Annotated in this window: 17 protein-coding genes and 2 tRNA genes; 13 read left to right on the top strand and 6 right to left on the bottom strand. The window is 64.6% G+C overall.

The annotated features are described in order from the left end of the window. Positions 1-4: 4 nt before the first annotated feature. Positions 5-412: a globin gene (locus B4400_RS07805; protein ID WP_078309185.1), complete on the bottom strand. Its 408-nt coding sequence runs from the start codon at positions 410-412 to the stop codon at positions 5-7. A gap of 120 nt (positions 413-532) precedes the next feature. On the opposite strand from B4400_RS07805, the gene B4400_RS07800 reads away from it, so the two are divergent. Genes B4400_RS07800 through B4400_RS07790 form a run of 3 tightly spaced genes read left to right on the top strand, consistent with a single transcriptional unit; the run spans position 533 to position 1,953 of the window. Then, a complete protein-coding gene (locus B4400_RS07800) occupies positions 533-1,201 on the top strand; it encodes an HNH endonuclease (protein ID WP_078309184.1) in 669 nt (222 codons plus the stop codon). Positions 1,202-1,232: 31 nt separating this feature from the next. Then, a complete protein-coding gene (ctaJ, locus tag B4400_RS07795; protein WP_078309183.1) occupies positions 1,233-1,499 on the top strand; it encodes an aa3-type cytochrome oxidase subunit CtaJ in 267 nt (88 codons plus the stop codon). Further along, positions 1,486-1,953: a DUF5130 domain-containing protein gene (locus B4400_RS07790; RefSeq protein WP_078309182.1), complete on the top strand. Its 468-nt coding sequence runs from the start codon at positions 1,486-1,488 to the stop codon at positions 1,951-1,953. Before ctaJ ends, B4400_RS07790 begins: the two co-directional genes overlap by 14 nt. Before the next feature lie 62 nt (positions 1,954-2,015). Here the strand turns inward: B4400_RS07790 and B4400_RS07785 are convergent, their stop codons facing one another. Both B4400_RS07785 and pepN read right to left on the bottom strand, forming a co-directional pair. Further along, positions 2,016-2,855 (bottom strand): endonuclease domain-containing protein, encoded by an 840-nt coding sequence (locus B4400_RS07785; protein ID WP_078309181.1) that lies wholly within the window; start codon positions 2,853-2,855, stop codon positions 2,016-2,018. A gap of 119 nt (positions 2,856-2,974) precedes the next feature. Beyond that, positions 2,975-5,536, bottom strand: coding sequence for an aminopeptidase N (pepN, locus tag B4400_RS07780; protein WP_078309180.1), 2,562 nt, complete (start codon positions 5,534-5,536; stop codon positions 2,975-2,977). Positions 5,537-5,653: 117 nt separating this feature from the next. On the opposite strand from pepN, the gene B4400_RS07775 reads away from it, so the two are divergent. After that, entirely contained in the window at positions 5,654-6,271 is a 618-nt protein-coding gene (locus tag B4400_RS07775) for a mycothiol-dependent nitroreductase Rv2466c family protein (protein ID WP_078309179.1), read from the top strand. Here the strand turns inward: B4400_RS07775 and B4400_RS07770 are convergent. Then, complete coding sequence (locus tag B4400_RS07770; protein ID WP_078309178.1) at positions 6,268-7,224, bottom strand: M48 family metallopeptidase; 957 nt, start codon at positions 7,222-7,224, stop codon at positions 6,268-6,270. The two genes, B4400_RS07775 and B4400_RS07770, sit on opposite strands and share 4 nt — an antisense overlap. A 61-nt stretch (positions 7,225-7,285) precedes the next feature. Here B4400_RS07770 and B4400_RS07765 point away from each other — a divergent pair, with 61 nt between their 5' ends. The 3 genes from B4400_RS07765 to B4400_RS07755 all read left to right on the top strand — a co-directional run bounded on the left by B4400_RS07765 (position 7,286) and on the right by B4400_RS07755 (position 9,311). Further along, complete coding sequence (locus B4400_RS07765) at positions 7,286-7,765, top strand: ribose-5-phosphate isomerase (protein WP_078309413.1); 480 nt, start codon at positions 7,286-7,288, stop codon at positions 7,763-7,765. Between the two features lie 6 nt (positions 7,766-7,771). Further along, on the top strand, positions 7,772-8,569 hold the full coding sequence (locus B4400_RS07760) for an Fpg/Nei family DNA glycosylase (protein WP_078309177.1): 798 nt from the start codon (positions 7,772-7,774) through the stop codon (positions 8,567-8,569). 79 nt (positions 8,570-8,648) lie between these two features. Then, the gene (locus tag B4400_RS07755; protein WP_078309176.1) at positions 8,649-9,311 is read left to right on the top strand and encodes a TetR/AcrR family transcriptional regulator; all 663 of its coding nucleotides are present in this window, start codon (positions 8,649-8,651) and stop codon (positions 9,309-9,311) included. A gap of 6 nt (positions 9,312-9,317) precedes the next feature. Here the strand turns inward: B4400_RS07755 and B4400_RS07750 are convergent, their stop codons facing one another. Then, positions 9,318-10,196 (bottom strand): hypothetical protein, encoded by an 879-nt coding sequence (locus B4400_RS07750; protein WP_078309412.1) that lies wholly within the window; start codon positions 10,194-10,196, stop codon positions 9,318-9,320. A 21-nt stretch (positions 10,197-10,217) separates the two neighbouring features. Next, positions 10,218-10,291, bottom strand: a tRNA-Gly gene (locus tag B4400_RS07745). Positions 10,292-10,421: 130 nt separating this feature from the next. On the opposite strand from B4400_RS07745, the gene B4400_RS07740 reads away from it, so the two are divergent. The 6 genes from B4400_RS07740 to B4400_RS07715 all read left to right on the top strand — a co-directional run bounded on the left by B4400_RS07740 (position 10,422) and on the right by B4400_RS07715 (position 15,602). Beyond that, positions 10,422-10,495: transfer RNA gene (locus tag B4400_RS07740), tRNA-Pro, on the top strand. A 66-nt stretch (positions 10,496-10,561) separates the two neighbouring features. Next, complete coding sequence (gene tig, locus B4400_RS07735) at positions 10,562-12,037, top strand: trigger factor (RefSeq protein ID WP_078309175.1); 1,476 nt, start codon at positions 10,562-10,564, stop codon at positions 12,035-12,037. A 168-nt stretch (positions 12,038-12,205) separates the two neighbouring features. Beyond that, positions 12,206-12,799 (top strand): ATP-dependent Clp protease proteolytic subunit, encoded by a 594-nt coding sequence (locus B4400_RS07730; protein WP_030095101.1) that lies wholly within the window; start codon positions 12,206-12,208, stop codon positions 12,797-12,799. Beyond that, positions 12,796-13,449 carry an ATP-dependent Clp protease proteolytic subunit gene (locus tag B4400_RS07725; protein WP_078309174.1) on the top strand — a complete coding sequence of 218 codons (654 nt, stop codon included), beginning with the start codon at positions 12,796-12,798 and terminating at the stop codon, positions 13,447-13,449. The genes B4400_RS07730 and B4400_RS07725 overlap by 4 nt, the downstream gene beginning before the upstream one ends. A gap of 242 nt (positions 13,450-13,691) precedes the next feature. Beyond that, positions 13,692-14,972, top strand: coding sequence for an ATP-dependent Clp protease ATP-binding subunit ClpX (clpX, locus tag B4400_RS07720; RefSeq protein WP_078291227.1), 1,281 nt, complete (start codon positions 13,692-13,694; stop codon positions 14,970-14,972). A 9-nt stretch (positions 14,973-14,981) separates the two neighbouring features. Then, positions 14,982-15,602, top strand: a complete 621-nt coding sequence (locus B4400_RS07715) for a maleylpyruvate isomerase family mycothiol-dependent enzyme (RefSeq protein ID WP_078309173.1) — start codon at positions 14,982-14,984, stop codon at positions 15,600-15,602. Positions 15,603-15,614: the final 12 nt, after the last annotated feature.

Genomic DNA, 15,614 nt, shown 5'->3' with positions numbered 1-15,614 from the left:
ACTGTCAGAAGGGCGAGTTGACCATCGACTGCGCCGCCATCTCCAGGTAGCTCCACAGCTGGGCGCGATGGTCGTCGTCAAGGGTGTTGCGGTCGATGGAGTCGACGGCGGTCCGCATGCAGCGCAGCCACGCGTCGCGTTCGATAGGACCGATCCGAAACGGTGCGTGGCGCATCCGCAACCGGGGATGTCCGCGCTGTTCCGAGTAGGTGCGCGGCCCGCCCCAATACTGTTCAAGGAACATTCGGAGGCGATCCTCGGCGCCGGTGAGGTCTTCCTCCGGATACAGCGGGCGCAGCACCTCGTCATCGGCGACAAGCTCGTAGAAACGGGCCACTATCGCGTGGAAAGTGGCAGCGCCACCGACGGCGTCGTAGAAGTTTTCAGGGGTAGGGGCTGCCACGTACGCCATTGTGCCGGTACACGCTTAGACCGCTCAGCCGGGTTGGTTACGCGATGTTCATTGGATTGACCTGCGAACACGGCATAAATTGTCGTGCGAAGACCGCGGAATCGTGGTGCACTGGGTGCAATGGTGCAACACAAGAAGGGCCGCGGGCACCGGCATAACAGTGCCAGCGCTGGGCCGACCCAGAACGGGTCGGCCCGAATACTGCACAGTGTCTCAGGGACGAGGGTCCCCGGGGCCATTCCCCCACAGCACTCCAACGACGCCGGTTCCCTATGGGGCCGGCGTCGCGTGTTATTGCTGAACTCCACATATGAGCCGCTCACAGCGCTGCCGATGCGTCGCGCCGTGATCATGCTGCTGTGCGGTAAGGCCGATGTGGTGCACGACGACCCGGGTGCTCCCGTTATTCATGCCGCCACGACGTCCGTGGCGGTTCCGTCGGTGATCAGGCTCAGGACCTTTGTGCGGGTGCCGTACCGGGCGCGGGTTCCGATGACGCGCGCCGCGCTGATGCATCGCGACCGGTTCCGCTGTGCGTACTGCGGTGGCCGCGCCGACACCATCGACCACGTCATTCCGCGCAGCAAGGGGGGCACGCACTCCTGGGAGAACTGCGTGGCCTGCTGTTCGTCGTGTAATCACCGCAAGGCGGACCGGATGCTCTCGGAGCTGGGCTGGTCGCTTCACACCACGCCGATGCCGCCCAAGGGGCAGCACTGGCGACTGCTGTCGTCGGTCAAAGAACTCGACCCGGCATGGGTGCGATATCTAGGGGAGGGCGCGGCGTGAGTTCCAGGCGCGGTCGGCTACGGTTTGCATCGTGAGCTTTCTCAACAGCCCCACATACATCGGGATGCCGGTCTGGGTAGCCCTGATCACGCCGGTCTTCTTCGTGCTCGTCGGACTCTGGACGATGCGTAAGAAGGGGCCGCACCCCGCGACCTACAACATGAACGACGGCTGGACACACGCCCCGATCCTGTGGGCCGCAGTCGACGAAAACGTTGGCGATGCCCACGGGCACGGCCACGGTCATGGGCATGCTGGCACCGAGGCGATTGGAGGGTCCGCAAGTGGCAAGTGGTGAGGTCACCAAGACTGCTCCCGCCGAATTGCCGCGCGGCTGGGCCGAGACCATCAGCGGACGCCTCTCGGGGGTTACCGAGCCGGGCGCGCTGTCGGTTGAATTCCCGTTCCCCAACTACGAGCTGGCGACGCTCGACGACGCCCTGACCTACGGGTCTCGTCAGTCGAAGGCGCGGTTCTCGGTGTACATCGGCGACCTGGGCTCGGATACCGACGCCGGAGCGCGGGACGTGTTCCTCAAGGTGCCGACGCCGGATGAGGCCGTGCTGATCGCTGTTTCGCCCAACCAGCATGTGGTTGAGGTCGTCTATGGCGAGGGACTCAGGGGGCGTGGCGTCGAGTCGGCTGCCGACCTTGGTGTCGCCGCTGCCGTGGCGTCGTTCAAGGAAGGCAACTTGCTCGACGGGATCATCAGCGCGGTGCGCGTGATGAGCGCCGCCATCGCACGCCCCTGATCTTTCTTCCTGCACCGAGTGTGAAGTCTGGGCGGGAAATCGGGTGAAATCCCGCCACGGATTCACACTCTGCGGGATAGGGCCTCGCGCACGCGGCGAATGATGTCGTCCGGATGGTCCTCGGAGACCACCCTGATGATCAGCCAGCCGAGACCTTCGAGCATTTCCTGCCGTTTGATGTCTTTCACGTATTGGCGACGATCGCTGCGGTGTTGGTCGCCGTCGTACTCGATACCGACCATGACGTTCTCCCAGCCCATATCGATGTAGGCCAGCGGGACATAGTCGCCGTTGTGTACCAGGATCTGGGTTGTCGGGCGTGGGAGTCCGGCCCGGTAGAGCAAGAGTCGCAGCCATGTCTCCTTCGGGGACTGTGCACCGGAGTCCACCAGTTCCAGTGTTGCCCTTGCCTTTCTGATACCTCGTCGTCCTATCGCGCGTGCCGCGAGCTCGCTGACCTCGACGATCTTGAGTTGTGTCGCCCGGCATAGGGCATCAATGTCTGCGACGGCCTGGCCCGTGGAACAACGGCACGCCAGATCTAGCGCCGTGCGTGCCGGCGTGGTCACTTCCATGCCATCGATCACACAGATTTCATCGTCGGCGATTGCGTCGGCCCACACGGTCACCCCAGGTGGGCAATGCCTATTCCTGTACAGCACCTCGGTATCCCGGCCCGGATCGACCCAACGTGCGCCATGTAGGGCGGATGCTGAGTGGCCGGCGAGCACTCCGCTGCGCCCGGACCACAGCCAGGCGGCCTTCGCGCGCAGAGTGGCGGTTATCTCGATGTCCCGCTCGACAAAGACTCCTGGATAGATCGCACGATGTCGTGTTCGTAACGAATGCCGGGTCAATAGGCCGCCCTGAAGTGCTTCGCTACCGATGAATGGTCCCCCCATGCGCGTAGTGTGCGCCGGGCCTCCGACACGACGCCGAGTGTGAAGTCTGGGCGGGAAATCGGGTGAAATCCCGCCTCAGATTCACGCTCGGCGCGAAGGGTCGTGCCGGAGGGGCCCGCCTATTGGGCGTCGAACTCGCGGGCCTTGAGCGACCTGACGATCCCGGCGCGCCCCTCGGAAACCAGTCGGCGCAGCGCCGCCGGAATCTCCTTGGCCAAGAAGCCGTCTGCCGACTCGACAGCATGCTGTGAGATGTCCCACGAGGGGTACAGGCCGATCACCACGGTCTGGGCCACCTCGCTGGAACGCCGTGCCCACACATTCTCGATGACATCGAAGTAGCGACCCGAGAACGGCGCCAGCAGCGCGGCCTGTCCGGGCTGCACGATTCCCGCGATCACCGAACGTGCGGTGATGTTCGGCAGCGCGTCATCCTCGATGACCTGCTTCCACGCGGCCTCTTTCACCTCGGCGACCGGACGGGCTGCACGAGCCTGGGCCGCTTGACGCTTACCTGCCGCGGTCTGGTCGCGCTCCAGCTCCGCATCGATGAACACCGAAGCGTCGGGCTCTAGTGCCCCGGAGGCCGCCAGCGCGTTCACGATTCGCCACCGCAGGTCGGTGTCGACCGTCAGGCCGGGCAGGTCCAGCGATGCCGGATCGGAGTCCAGCAGCGCCTGCAACACGACGGTATGTCCTGCCGACAAGACCGAACTGGTGAAGGCGTTCACGAATGCCAGCTGATGATCCGAGCCCGGCCCAGCGGCACGTGCCAGCTCCAGCAGTCGGTCGGCGAACGCCGGCCAGCCGTGCTCACGCGCCCACTCGGGTTCCACGTATGAGCTCAACGCCGTCTGTGCCTGCAGCAGCAGACGTTGCGCCACACCGACTTCGGACTCGGCGTGCACACCGGAGGACACCAGCGCCACAAAGTCGCGCGCTCGCAGCTCTGCCTCACGAGTCATCTCCCAGGCCGCCGACCACGCCAGCGTGCGCGGCAAGGGGTCGGCGATGTCGGCCACCCGTGACAGCACGGTCTCCAGTGACTCGTCATCGAGCCGCAGGGAGCAGTAGGTCAGGTCGTCGTCGTTGACCAGGATCAGCTTGCCGCGCGAGATACCCTGCAACGCAGGAACGTCTGTGGACGGCCCTTCGACGTCCAACTCCTCGCGGTGCACGCGGACCAGCTTGCCGTCCACGTCGTCGTAGATCCCGACGGCGAGGCGGTGCACCCGCGTCTCCCCGGCACCCGGGGCCGCCCCGGACTGCTTGACGGCGAAACGCGTGAACTTTCCGTCGGCGTCCACCTCGAAGTCAGGCGACAGTGTGTTGAGCCCGGTGGTCTTAAGCCACTGGGTGCCCCAGTCCGACAGGTCGCGTCCCGAGGCCTCCTCCAGTGCGCCCAGCAGATCGTCGAAGGTCGCGTTGCCGAAGGCATGTGCCGCGAAATACGCGCGCAGGCCCGACAGGAAGTTCTCCAAACCGACATACGCCACAAGCTGTTTGAGCACGCTGGCGCCCTTGGCGTAGGTGATGCCATCGAAGTTCACCTCGACGGCCGCCAGGTCCGGGATATCGGCGGCCACCGGGTGAGTGGAGGGCAGCTGGTCCTGGCGATACGCCCACGACTTCTCGACATTGGCGAAGGTGGTCCACGCCTCGGTGTACTCGGTGGCCTCCGCCTGGCACAGCACCGAGGCGAACGTCGCAAAGGACTCGTTGAGCCACAAGTCATCCCACCAGCGCATGGTGACCAGGTCGCCGAACCACATGTGCGCCATCTCGTGCAGCACGGTCTCGGCGCGGCGCTCATAGGAGTACTTGGTGACCTTGGAGCGGAATACGTAGTCCTCCAGGAATGTCACCGCTCCGGCGTTCTCCATGGCACCCGCGTTGAATTCGGGGACGAACAGCTGGTCGTACTTGCCGAAGGCGTACGGGGTGCCAAAGTTCTTGTGGTAGAAGCCGAATCCCTGCTTGGTCTCGGTGAACAGCCGATCGGCGTCCATGAACTCCGACAGCGAGGCGCGGCAGTAGATGCCCAGATCGATGGTGCCGTGGTCATCGGAATACACGTCGTTCCATCGCGCGTAGGGACCGGCGATGAGCGCCACCAAGTAGGTGCTCATCTTCGCGGTGGTCGCGAACGTGTGCACGCCATCGGCCACCGACAGTGGCGCACCGTTGGAGATCACCTGCCAATGGGCCGGGGCGGTCACCGTGACATCGAAGGTGGCCTTGAGGTCGGGCTGGTCGAAGCTGGCGAACATCCGCTTGGCATCGGCGGTCTCGAACTGGGAGTAGAGGTACACCTCGTCGTCGACCGGATCCACGAAGCGGTGCAAACCCTCACCGGTGTGTGAGTACTCGAAATCTGCCTCCACCACCACGGTGTTGGTGGCAGCCAGTTCCGGCAGCGTGATGCCGTTCTCCTCGTCGTACCCGCTGACGTCGATCTCGACGCCGTTGAGCTCGACGCGTCGCACCGTGCGGGCGGCGATATCGATGACTGTCGAGGCCCCCGGCTGCGCCGTGAAGGTGACAGTGGTCGATGAGTGGAAGGTTTCTTCGCTGGGACCGCCCTGACCATCGGTGAGGTCGAGGGTGATCGCGTAGTGCTGGACGTCGATCGCAGCGGCTCGGGCCGCGGCCTGGTCACGGGTGAGGTTGGGAAGTGCCACGTACCCAACGTAGCCGGTAGACGGTCATTCGTGCGGGATGGGAACACGGGGGCAGGATCGTGAGTTGGGTTAGACGTCCCCCTTTAGGCCGGCCACATCACATCCGAAAGGCGCGTTATGTCTGCAGACAAGAAGGACCTCGCCGAGTTCTGGTTCGATCCGCTGTGTCCGTGGTGCTGGATCACCTCGCGGTGGATTCTGGAGGTCCAGAAAGTTCGCGATATCGACGTGAAGTTCCGGGTGATGAGCCTGGCCGTCCTCAACGAGGGACGCGATAACCTGCCGGAGCGCTACCAGGAACTCATGAAGACCGCCTGGGGACCGGTGCGGGTGGCCATCGCCGCCGAGCAGGCGAAAGGCCCCGAGATCCTGGAGCCGCTGTACACCGCCATGGGTACCCGGATTCACAACCAGGACAACAAGGACCTTCCGGCGGTCATCGCTGAGTCGCTGGCTGAGGTGGGCCTGCCGGCCGAGCTGGCCGACGCCGCCGAGTCCACCGAGTACGACGAGGCACTGCGCGTCAGCCACCACGCCGGTATGGACAAGGTGGGCCCGGATGTGGGTACCCCGACGATCCACGTCAACGGTGTGGCCTTCTTCGGCCCGGTGATCTCCAAGATCCCGCGCGGCGAAGAGGCCGGGAAGCTGTGGGATGCGTCGGTGATCTTTGCCTCGTACCCGTACTTCTTCGAGCTCAAGCGCACGCGCACCGAGGCACCGACGTTCGACTAGTAACGCGGGGGCGGATTACCGAACGTGTACGCCTGGTGAGGCGGTAGGTAGCCGTGGGCGATCGGCGGCGGCGCCGGAGGTAGCACCGGCGGCACCGGAGGAATGGGAGTCGGCGGCAGCAGCTTGGGTCGGAAGAACAACGATCCGGCCTGCTGCCGATTCCGCAACGCGGCCGCCCGCCAGGTGTGCACGGGATGGCTGGACAGCATGTTGACCAGCCACACGAAGAAGCCCGTCTCCAGGGTGGCCCGATTGGCCAGGGTGTCGAACTCGACCCGCTTGAGTAGATACTTGCCCGCCGCCATCACGCCGATGGCGCCCTGAATGCCGGTGGGGCGCATGGCGTATCCGTGATTGTCGGCGGTGTATTCCATGGACCGCGACAGCGAGGTGCCGAGGAACGGGACAAAATTCATCGCGGTCTGGGCGAACTGCCGCCAGTAGGACGCGTGCCCGGCGGCGATGTGACCGACCTCGTGGCCGATGATGAAGGCCAGTGCCTCCGGATCGCGTGCCTCGCCACCGATCTCGAACAGGTCGCTGTAGACGACGACGAACCGGCGGAAGCCATGGCCACTGGCGAAGGCGTTGATCTGGCCGTTGCCCAGTACGACATAAGCGTCGGGAAGTTCCTGCAGGCCGAAGCGCTGCGCTGCCTCGACGACCATCGCGTACCCCTCGGGGAACTGCGTCGGCGACATCTTGACGCCGTTCACGCGCTGCTGCCCGTAGAGGATGCCTCGACCCAGGAACAGGGTCAGGGGAGTGGCGGCCAGCGCGACGATGAGGATGTTCAGCTGGACGTGCTCGGGGTCGGCGAGATATCCGATGATGCCGAAAATCGCACCGATGTAGAGCAGCACTGTGAACAGGATCACGACGACGAGCAACCCGATCTCCCAGGGATGTCGACGTGGGGGATAGGTGTACTGGGGCAGTCCGACCGGGTACATGCGCGCCACGGTAACCGACCACGGGGCAACCTGGCACAACACGACTGTCACAATTGGGGCCATGCGCGTCTATGTGGGAGCCGATCACGCCGGATACGAGTTGAAGCAGAAGATCATCGAGCACCTTCGTGGTCGCGGCCACGAGCCGGTGGACTGCGGTGCCTTTGAACTGGATCCGCAGGACGACTACCCGGCGTTCTGCATCGATACGGCGCGGCGCACTGTCGCCGATCCAGGCAGCCTCGGCATCGTGCTCGGTGGTTCGGGTAACGGTGAGCAGATCGCCGCCAACAAGGTCCCGGGTGCCCGCTGTGCGCTGGCGTGGAGCCTGGAGACCGCGGTGCTGGCGCGCGAGCACAACAACGCGCAGCTGATCGGCATCGGTGGCCGCATGCACACCGTGCCCGAGGCGCTCGCCATCGTGGACGCGTTCCTGGCGGCCACGTGGTCGGAGGAGCCGCGGCACCAGCGCCGCATCGACATCCTGGCCGAGTACGAAGCCACCCACGAGGCGCCGCCGGTACCGGGCGCCGACGCGTAAACGTCTGTGCCGGAGGGGCATACCCTGCACCGGTTGGCCCGGTTGCACCAGCGCCGGTTCGCCGGATCGCCGGTGTCCGTCAGTAGTCCGCAGGGACGGTTCGCCGAAGGTGCGGCCGCGGTCAATGGGCGCGTCTTCGTGAAGGCGCATGCCTGGGGCAAGCACCTGTTCCACGATTACGGCCCCGCCGGTGTGGTGCATGTTCACCTTGGGTTGTACGGCACGTTCACCGAGCTGCCGGTCCCGATGGGTCTTCCCGTCGGGCAGGTGCGGATGCGTATCGAGGGAGCGCAGTTCGGGACCGATCTGCGCGGCGCGACGGCGTGTGAGCTCATCGACGCCGCACAGGTCGATGCGATCCTGGCTCGCCTGGGCCCCGACCCGCTGCGACCCCGGTCCGACCCGGCGACGGCCTTCGAGCGGATCACAAAGTCGCGCAGGCCAATCGGTGCCCTGCTGATGGACCAGAAGATCATCGCCGGCGTGGGCAATGTCTATCGCAGTGAGGTGCTGTTCCGTCAGCGGATCGACCCGTACCGGGAGGGCGCCCAGCTGGATTCCGGCGAGCTCACCGCGATCTGGGGTGACCTGGTGGACAGAATGCGCGTCGGACTGCGGGTCGGAAAGATCGTCACCGTCGATGCCGAATTCGACCATGGTGACCCGTCGTACGCGCCGGACCGCCCCCGCACCTACGTGTATCGCCGGGCGGGTGCGCCCTGCCGGGTGTGCGGCACGCCGATCCGCACCGCGGAGATGGATGCCCGAAATCTGTTCTGGTGTCCCTCATGTCAAATAGGCTGATGAGAGCTGCAGTGACGTGTGAGGTTGCTAGAGTGACCCAAGTGGGACACCATGTACCAGGTACAGCGTAGGAGATTGCGTGACAAGACCGGGCGCGCCGTTGGGAAAACTTTTCGCGCGCGCTGTTCGCGGACTTGGTTCGCACCCGGAACCTGACGATATTGACACCAGATTGCTGGACGCGGCCATCGAGGTGCTCGCGGAGCGGGGCACCCAGTCCGCGACCATTGACGAAGTAGCGCGGCGGGCGAAGGTGGGCCGTGCCACGGTGTTTCGACGCTTCTCGAGTAAAGACCAGTTGTTCGAGAGGGCGCTTGCCCAAGAAATGCGAAAGTTCCTGGACGAGCTACAAGAGCGTGCGGGCGGTTTTGACGACATTGACGAGCGGGTGGCCGAGGGGTTCGCTGTCTGTATCGAAGTTGTGAATCATCCTCTGCTGCGCGGTGATTCAATCGTGGCCAGGATGACTGCGATAGAAGCAATCACGCAGGGAGACCCGGCGCCAATCGAACTGGCGCGACACTATCTCACTTCCCAGATCGATCAGATGCGGGAGGAAGGGCGTATCCCGCCGGGAGATTCGAAACGGCAGGTCGATGTCTTGATCCACTTGGTGCTGGGATATCTCGCTGCGCCCACGACAACCATTGACCTCGGCAACACCGAAGAGGTACGTGCGCTGGCGCGCGAGACGTTTGCACCCATCTTGCTTACTCCGAATGTGCCGCTCGACGCGCGGTAGGTGCGCCTAGAAGTCTCCGAAGTCGCCGCCGAAGTCGCCACCGCCGCCACCATCCCAGCCGCCGCCGTCCCAACCGCTGCCACCGCCCTGATCCCAGCCACCGCCGCTCTGGTCCCAACCGGAGCCGCCCTGGTCCCAGCTCCCCTGGTCGGCCCCGCCTGCACCTTGATCCCAGCTGGCTTGGTCCGCGCCGCCGTCGTTCCCGGCATTCGCCCCGGCGTCATATCCGTCCGAATAGCCTTGGCCGAAACCGCTTTCGAAGCCGGAGGCGCCGTATCCGACGCCGTGCATACCGGAGAAGAGCGAGTTGAACAGCAGCGCCGAACCCACACCCCATGCCCCCGCCACGAGCGCGGGCTTCCACCACGGCTCGGAGTACCAGCCGGCGGGAACCGGTCGTCCGGCGACCGTGCCGCCGGGGTAGTAGTTGGGGGTGCGGCCGGAGGGCTCCGGAGAGGCCTCGATCTCGCGCCCTTCGAAGTTGATGCGCCGTTCCTCGCTGACGGAGCCGGCCTTGCTTTGTCCGGTGGTGGAGGGGAGTTCGGGTCCGGGATCCATACCCATGGCGAGGCGGGCTGCCCGGACGTAGTACAGCCCCTCGATGGCGCTTTCCTTGGCCAGCGTTGCCTGTGCCGGGGTCCGGGCCTGCTCGATCGCCGAAGATGCGGCGGTGAAGCGCTCGGAGGCGTCGGCGAGCGCCTGGCGGGAAGCGTCGTCGTTGCCGGTCAGGCCCAGCACCTGTCCGCCGAGGCGCTCGGTGAGGCGGCGGGCGTCCGCCTTGGCGTCCTCGAGTTGGTCGCCACGGCGGCGGCTCGATCCCTGTGTGTAGATGATCGCGCCACCGACGATCACGCCGAGGAGAAGCAGGCCCAGGATGATTTCCATGGCACCCACGGTACTGATGTGTGGAGCGGGTGACGGGAATCGAACCCGCGTAGCTAGTTTGGAAGACTAGGGCTCTACCATTGAGCTACACCCGCATGCGTGCGAGGTTGTCCCGCACGCGCTGACGAATGTACAGCGCCGGGGCGGATCAAATCCAATTCATACCGTTGCATGGTGAGGCCGTAAGATCGCTTCGTCTTGCCGGAAGTGTGGACGCAGGTCCGACGGGGTGTAGCGCAGCTTGGTAGCGCATCCGCTTTGGGAGCGGAGGGTCGCAGGTTCAAATCCTGTCACCCCGACAGCACGACAGCACGAAGAACCGCAGGTCACGACGATCTGCCGCGAACTATAAAGGAGCACTGCACGTGAAGAGCACCGTCGAAAAGCTGAGCCCGACCCGGGTTCGCATCAACGTCGAGGTTCCCTTCGCAGAGCTCGAACCAGATTTTTCCAAGGCATACAAGGAGCTGGCCCAGCAGGTCCGCCTGCCCGGCTTCCGTCCCGGCAAGGCTCCCGCCAAGCTGCTTGAGGCGCGCGTCGGCCGGGCCGCCGTGCTGGAGCAGGTCGTCAACTCCGCCCTTCCGGGCCGGTACAGCGAGGCCGTCACCGCGTCCGATGTCAAGCCGCTCGGACAGCCCGAGATCGAGGTCACCAAGATCGAGGACGGCGAGGAGCTGACCTTCACCGCCGAGGTGGATGTGCGCCCCGAAATCGAGCTGCCCGACCTGAGCACGGTCGCCGTCACCGTCGAACCCGTCACTGTTGAGGACTCCGAGGTCGACGCTGAGCTGGACTCGCTACGTGCACGGTTCGGGACCCTCAAGGGTGTCGAGCGTGCCGCCGAGGACGGCGACTTCGTGTCGATCGACCTGTCGGCCACCGTGGACGGCAAGGAGGTCGAGGATGCCGCGACCACCGGCCTGTCCCACGAGATCGGCTCCGGACAGCTGATCGACGGCCTGGATGAGGCCATCATCGGTCTGAAGGCCGGCGAGGAGAAGGTGTTCACCACCAAGCTGGCCGCCGGTGAGTTCGCCGGACAGGACGCTGAGGTCACCGTCAAGGTCGGGTCGATCAAGGAGCGCGAGCTTCCCGCCGCCGACGACGACTTCGCCCAGCTGGCAAGTGAGTTCGACACCATCGGCGAGCTCAAGGACAGCCTCACCGAGCAGGTGAAGGGGCGCAAGCGCATCGCGCAGGCCGACGAGATCCGCGATGAGACCATCACCGCGCTGCTCGCCACGGTCGAGATCCCGGTGCCCGAGAAGATCCTCGAGGAGCAGATCGGCAACAGCCTGCACGAGGCCGTTCACGGTCTGGATCACAACGAGGAGAAGCTCAACGAACTGCTCGAGGAGCAGGGCACCTCGCGTGAAGAGTTCGACAAGGACCTGCGTGAGTCCGCGACCAAGTCCATCAAGACCGAGCTGCTGCTCGATGTGATCGCCGACAAGTTCGACATCAACGTCGACCAGCAGGACCTCACCGAGCGTCTGGTTCTCATGTCCCGTCAGTACGGCATCGAGCCGCAGCAGCTGGTGCAGTACCTGACCCAGCAGCAGCAGCTGCCCGGCCTGTACGTCGACGTGCGCCGCGGTAAGGCCATCGCCGAGGTCATCCGTCAGGCCAAAGTGACCGACTCCACCGGCGCCGATGTCGACGTCGACGCCGTGCTGGGGCCGCGTCGTGGCGGGGCTGACGAGGCCGGCGCAGATGCGGCCGCCGAGGAGAGCGCGGACAAGGGCAAGAAGAAGGGCAAGGACGACGACAAGTCCGAAAAGTCCGAGAAGAAAGCCAAGAAGAAGAGCAAGGACGACGCCGGAGAAGCCGCCGACGCCTAAATGACGACGTGATGAGCCATTGAGGCGAGGAACATCACGCTCTGAGCGAACTCGCCCGTTGTGGGGAGTGCGCAGCCGCCGATGTTGGTTAATGTCGGCAGTACACGGAATTGGTTCTCAAGCGAAATCCCGAAGTGCTAGACGAAGGCAGGTTGCACAGTGACTGAAATGCGTTCGGCGACAGCCGGGCTCAACCTCATCGACTCGGTGTATGAGCGCCTGCTCTCCGAGCGCATCATTTTCCTGGGCCAGCAGGTGGACGACGACATCGCCAATAAGCTGTGCGCGCAGATTCTGCTGCTGACGGCCGAGGACCCCACCAAGGACATCCACCTGTACATCAACTCACCGGGTGGGTCGATCAGCGCCGGCATGGCGATCTTCGACACCATGGAGCTGTCCGAGTGCGATATCGCCACCTACGCGATGGGCATGGCGGCATCGATGGGCGAGTTCCTGCTCGCGGCGGGCACCAAGGGCAAGCGGCACGCGCTGCCGCACGCCCGGATCCTGATGCACCAGCCTCTCGGTGGTGTGACCGGTAGCGCCTCCGATATCGCTATCCAGGCCGAGCAGTTCACGGTCATCAAGAAGGAAATGTTCCGCCTCAACGCTGAATTCACCGGCAAGAGTGTCGAACAGATCGAGACCGATTCGGACCGCGACCGCTGGTTCACCGCTGCGGAGGCACTGGAGTACGGGTTCGTCGACAAGATCATCACCCGCGGCAATCTCAACGGCAGCAAGGGAGCCTCCAAGTGATCTCGAAGCACCTCAACCCGGAACTGGCTCCGCAGGCGCGCTACATCCTGCCCTCGTTCATCGAGCACTCGAGCTTCGGTGTCAAGGAGTCCAACCCGTATAACAAGCTGTTCGAGGAGCGCATCATCTTCCTCGGCGTGCAGGTGGACGACGCCTCGGCCAACGACATCATGGCCCAGCTGCTGGTGCTGGAGTCGCTGGATCCCGATCGTGAGATCACCATGTACATCAACTCCCCGGGTGGCTCCTTCACCTCGTTGATGGCGATCTACGACACCATGCAGTACGTCCGCTCGGACATCCGCACGGTGGTGCTGGGCCAGGCCGCCTCGGCCGCGGCCGTGCTGCTCGCAGCGGGCACTCCCGGAAAGCGGATGGCGCTGCCCAATGCCCGCGTGCTGATCCACCAGCCCTCGCTGTCCGGTGTGATCCAGGGTCAGTTCACCGACCTGGAGATCCAGGCCAAGGAGATCGAGCGCATGCGCGTGCTGCAGGAGACGACCCTGTCGCGGCACACCGGCAAGGCCGCGGAGATCATCCGTAAGGACACCGACCGCGACAAGATCTTCACGGCCGAGGAGGCCAAGGAGTACGGGATGATCGACGTCGTTCTGGAATACCGCAAGCTGTCCGCACAGGCCACCTCGTAGCTGCCGGGCGGCGAGTCCGGATAACAGTTGCAACACACCGGTCCTCGGTGCGCGTCATCGGCGGCCTAGGTCGGTGTGAGGCGATATGTTCTCCAGCACGGCAGGGCGTAAATGCCGTCGGTGCTATTCGGTTTATCGGTCGCGGGGTGTCCGGTATAGCGGGTAGCGTCGGGACCAACAGGTCAGCGGACGTGTTGACACCACGATCCACCACCGTGTGACAGGAAGTAGGACTGGCCACCATGGCACGTATCGGAGACGGCGGCGACCTGCTGAAATGCTCGTTCTGCGGAAAGAGCCAGAAGCAGGTTAAGAAGCTCATCGCCGGCCCCGGCGTGTACATATGCGATGAATGCATCGACCTCTGCAACGAGATTATTGAAGAGGAACTGGCCGACGCCGACGACGTCAAGCTCGATGAGCTGCCCAAACCCGTGGAGATCCGCGAGTTCCTGGAGAACTACGTCATCGGCCAGGACAACGCGAAGAAGACCCTCGCCGTCGCCGTCTACAACCACTACAAGCGCATCCAGGCCGGAGACAAGGCCCGCGATGCCCGCGGTGAGACCGTTGAGCTGGCTAAATCCAATATCTTGATGCTCGGCCCCACCGGCTGTGGCAAGACCTACCTGGCCCAGACGCTGGCCAAGATGCTCAATGTGCCGTTCGCCATCGCCGACGCCACCGCCCTCACCGAGGCCGGCTACGTGGGCGAGGATGTGGAGAACATTCTCCTCAAGCTGATTCAGGCGGCCGACTACGACGTGAAGCGTGCCGAGACCGGCATCATCTACATCGACGAGGTCGACAAGATCGCCCGCAAGAGCGAGAACCCGTCCATCACCCGCGACGTCTCCGGTGAGGGCGTGCAGCAGGCGCTGCTGAAGATCCTGGAAGGCACGCAGGCTTCGGTGCCCCCGCAGGGCGGCCGCAAGCACCCGCACCAGGAGTTCATCCAGATCGACACCACCAACGTGCTCTTCATCGTGGCCGGTGCGTTCGCGGGCCTGGAGAAGATCGTGTCGGATCGTGTCGGCAAGCGCGGCCTGGGCTTTGGCGCCGAGGTCAAGTCGAAGGCCGATATCGACACCACCGACCACTTCGCCGAGGTCATGCCCGAGGATCTGATCAAGTTCGGTCTCATCCCCGAGTTCATCGGCCGTCTGCCGATCGTCGCCTCGGTGACGAACCTGGACCGCGAATCGCTCATCACGATCCTGTCCGAGCCGAAGAACGCGTTGGTCAAGCAGTACACCCGCCTCTTCGACATGGACGGCGTCGAGCTGGAATTCAGCCAGGATGCGCTGGAAGCCATCGCCGATCAGGCCATCCACCGTGGCACCGGCGCCCGCGGTCTGCGCGCCATCATGGAGGAAGTGCTGCAGCCGGTGATGTACGACATCCCGAGCCGCGACGATGTCGCCAAGGTCGTGGTGACCGGGGAGACCGTCATCGACAACGTGCTGCCGACGATTGTGCCGCGCAAGCCCTCGCGTGCCGAACGGCGCGATAAGAGCGCCTAGTTCGTCGCGATGAGCGCCATAGCGCTGGCGCGGGCTGAGCGTATCGATCTCGCCAACCTCCTGGCCGGGCTTACTCCGGAGCAGTGGGATGCGCCATCCCTGTGTACGCAATGGCGGGTGCGTGACGTGGTCGCGCACATGATCGGGTACGAGGATCTCAGCGGTACCGAGTTCTTCCCCCGCGTCGTCAGGGGCGGCTTCAATCCGAATCGCATCAACGCCAACCGTCTCGCCGAACTCGCGAACCGAACCCCCGAGCAGCTGCTGGCGATGGTCCGGGCCTCGGAGACGCCGCGCTCGCTGACATCGGGATTTGGCTGCCGGATTGCCCTATTGGACGGCATCGTCCATCAACAGGACATCCGTCGCCCGCTGGGGATCCCGCGCGAGATTCCGGGAGAACGGATGCGCGTCGCCATGGATTTCGCGCGGTGGGCGCCGCCGGTACGGGGCGCGCTGCGCGCCCGCGGTGTGCGGCTCGTGGCTACCGACCTTGACTGGTCTCGGGGGAGGGGGCCTGAGGTCACCGGACCCGCCGAGGCGCTGCTGATGGCGATGGCCGCACGTCCCTGCGTTCTGGCGGATCTCGATGGCCCGGGTAAATCGACCCTGGCGCAACATATTTCGTAAACCCTCGTAAGC

This window comes from Mycobacterium sp. D16Q13 (assembly GCF_002013375.1).
Classification (GTDB): Bacteria; Actinomycetota; Actinomycetes; order Mycobacteriales; family Mycobacteriaceae; genus Mycobacterium.
This window is presented reverse-complemented; position numbering and strand designations above follow the sequence as displayed.

Excerpts from the sequence above, each read along its gene's own strand:
- B4400_RS07805 (WP_078309185.1), bottom strand. The coding sequence starts at position 412 with ATGGCGTACGTGGCAGCCCCTACCCCTGAAAACTTCTACGACGCCGTC.
- B4400_RS07800 (WP_078309184.1), top strand. The coding sequence starts at position 533 with ATGGTGCAACACAAGAAGGGCCGCGGGCACCGGCATAACAGTGCCAGC.
- B4400_RS07785 (WP_078309181.1), bottom strand. The coding sequence starts at position 2,855 with ATGGGGGGACCATTCATCGGTAGCGAAGCACTTCAGGGCGGCCTATTG.
- B4400_RS07775 (WP_078309179.1), top strand. The coding sequence starts at position 5,654 with ATGTCTGCAGACAAGAAGGACCTCGCCGAGTTCTGGTTCGATCCGCTG.
- B4400_RS07770 (WP_078309178.1), bottom strand. The coding sequence starts at position 7,224 with ATGTACCCGGTCGGACTGCCCCAGTACACCTATCCCCCACGTCGACAT.
- B4400_RS07765 (WP_078309413.1), top strand. The coding sequence starts at position 7,286 with ATGCGCGTCTATGTGGGAGCCGATCACGCCGGATACGAGTTGAAGCAG.
- B4400_RS07750 (WP_078309412.1), bottom strand. The coding sequence starts at position 10,196 with ATGGAAATCATCCTGGGCCTGCTTCTCCTCGGCGTGATCGTCGGTGGC.
- B4400_RS07730 (WP_030095101.1), top strand. The coding sequence starts at position 12,206 with ATGCGTTCGGCGACAGCCGGGCTCAACCTCATCGACTCGGTGTATGAG.
- clpX (WP_078291227.1), top strand. The coding sequence starts at position 13,692 with ATGGCACGTATCGGAGACGGCGGCGACCTGCTGAAATGCTCGTTCTGC.
- B4400_RS07715 (WP_078309173.1), top strand. The coding sequence starts at position 14,982 with ATGAGCGCCATAGCGCTGGCGCGGGCTGAGCGTATCGATCTCGCCAAC.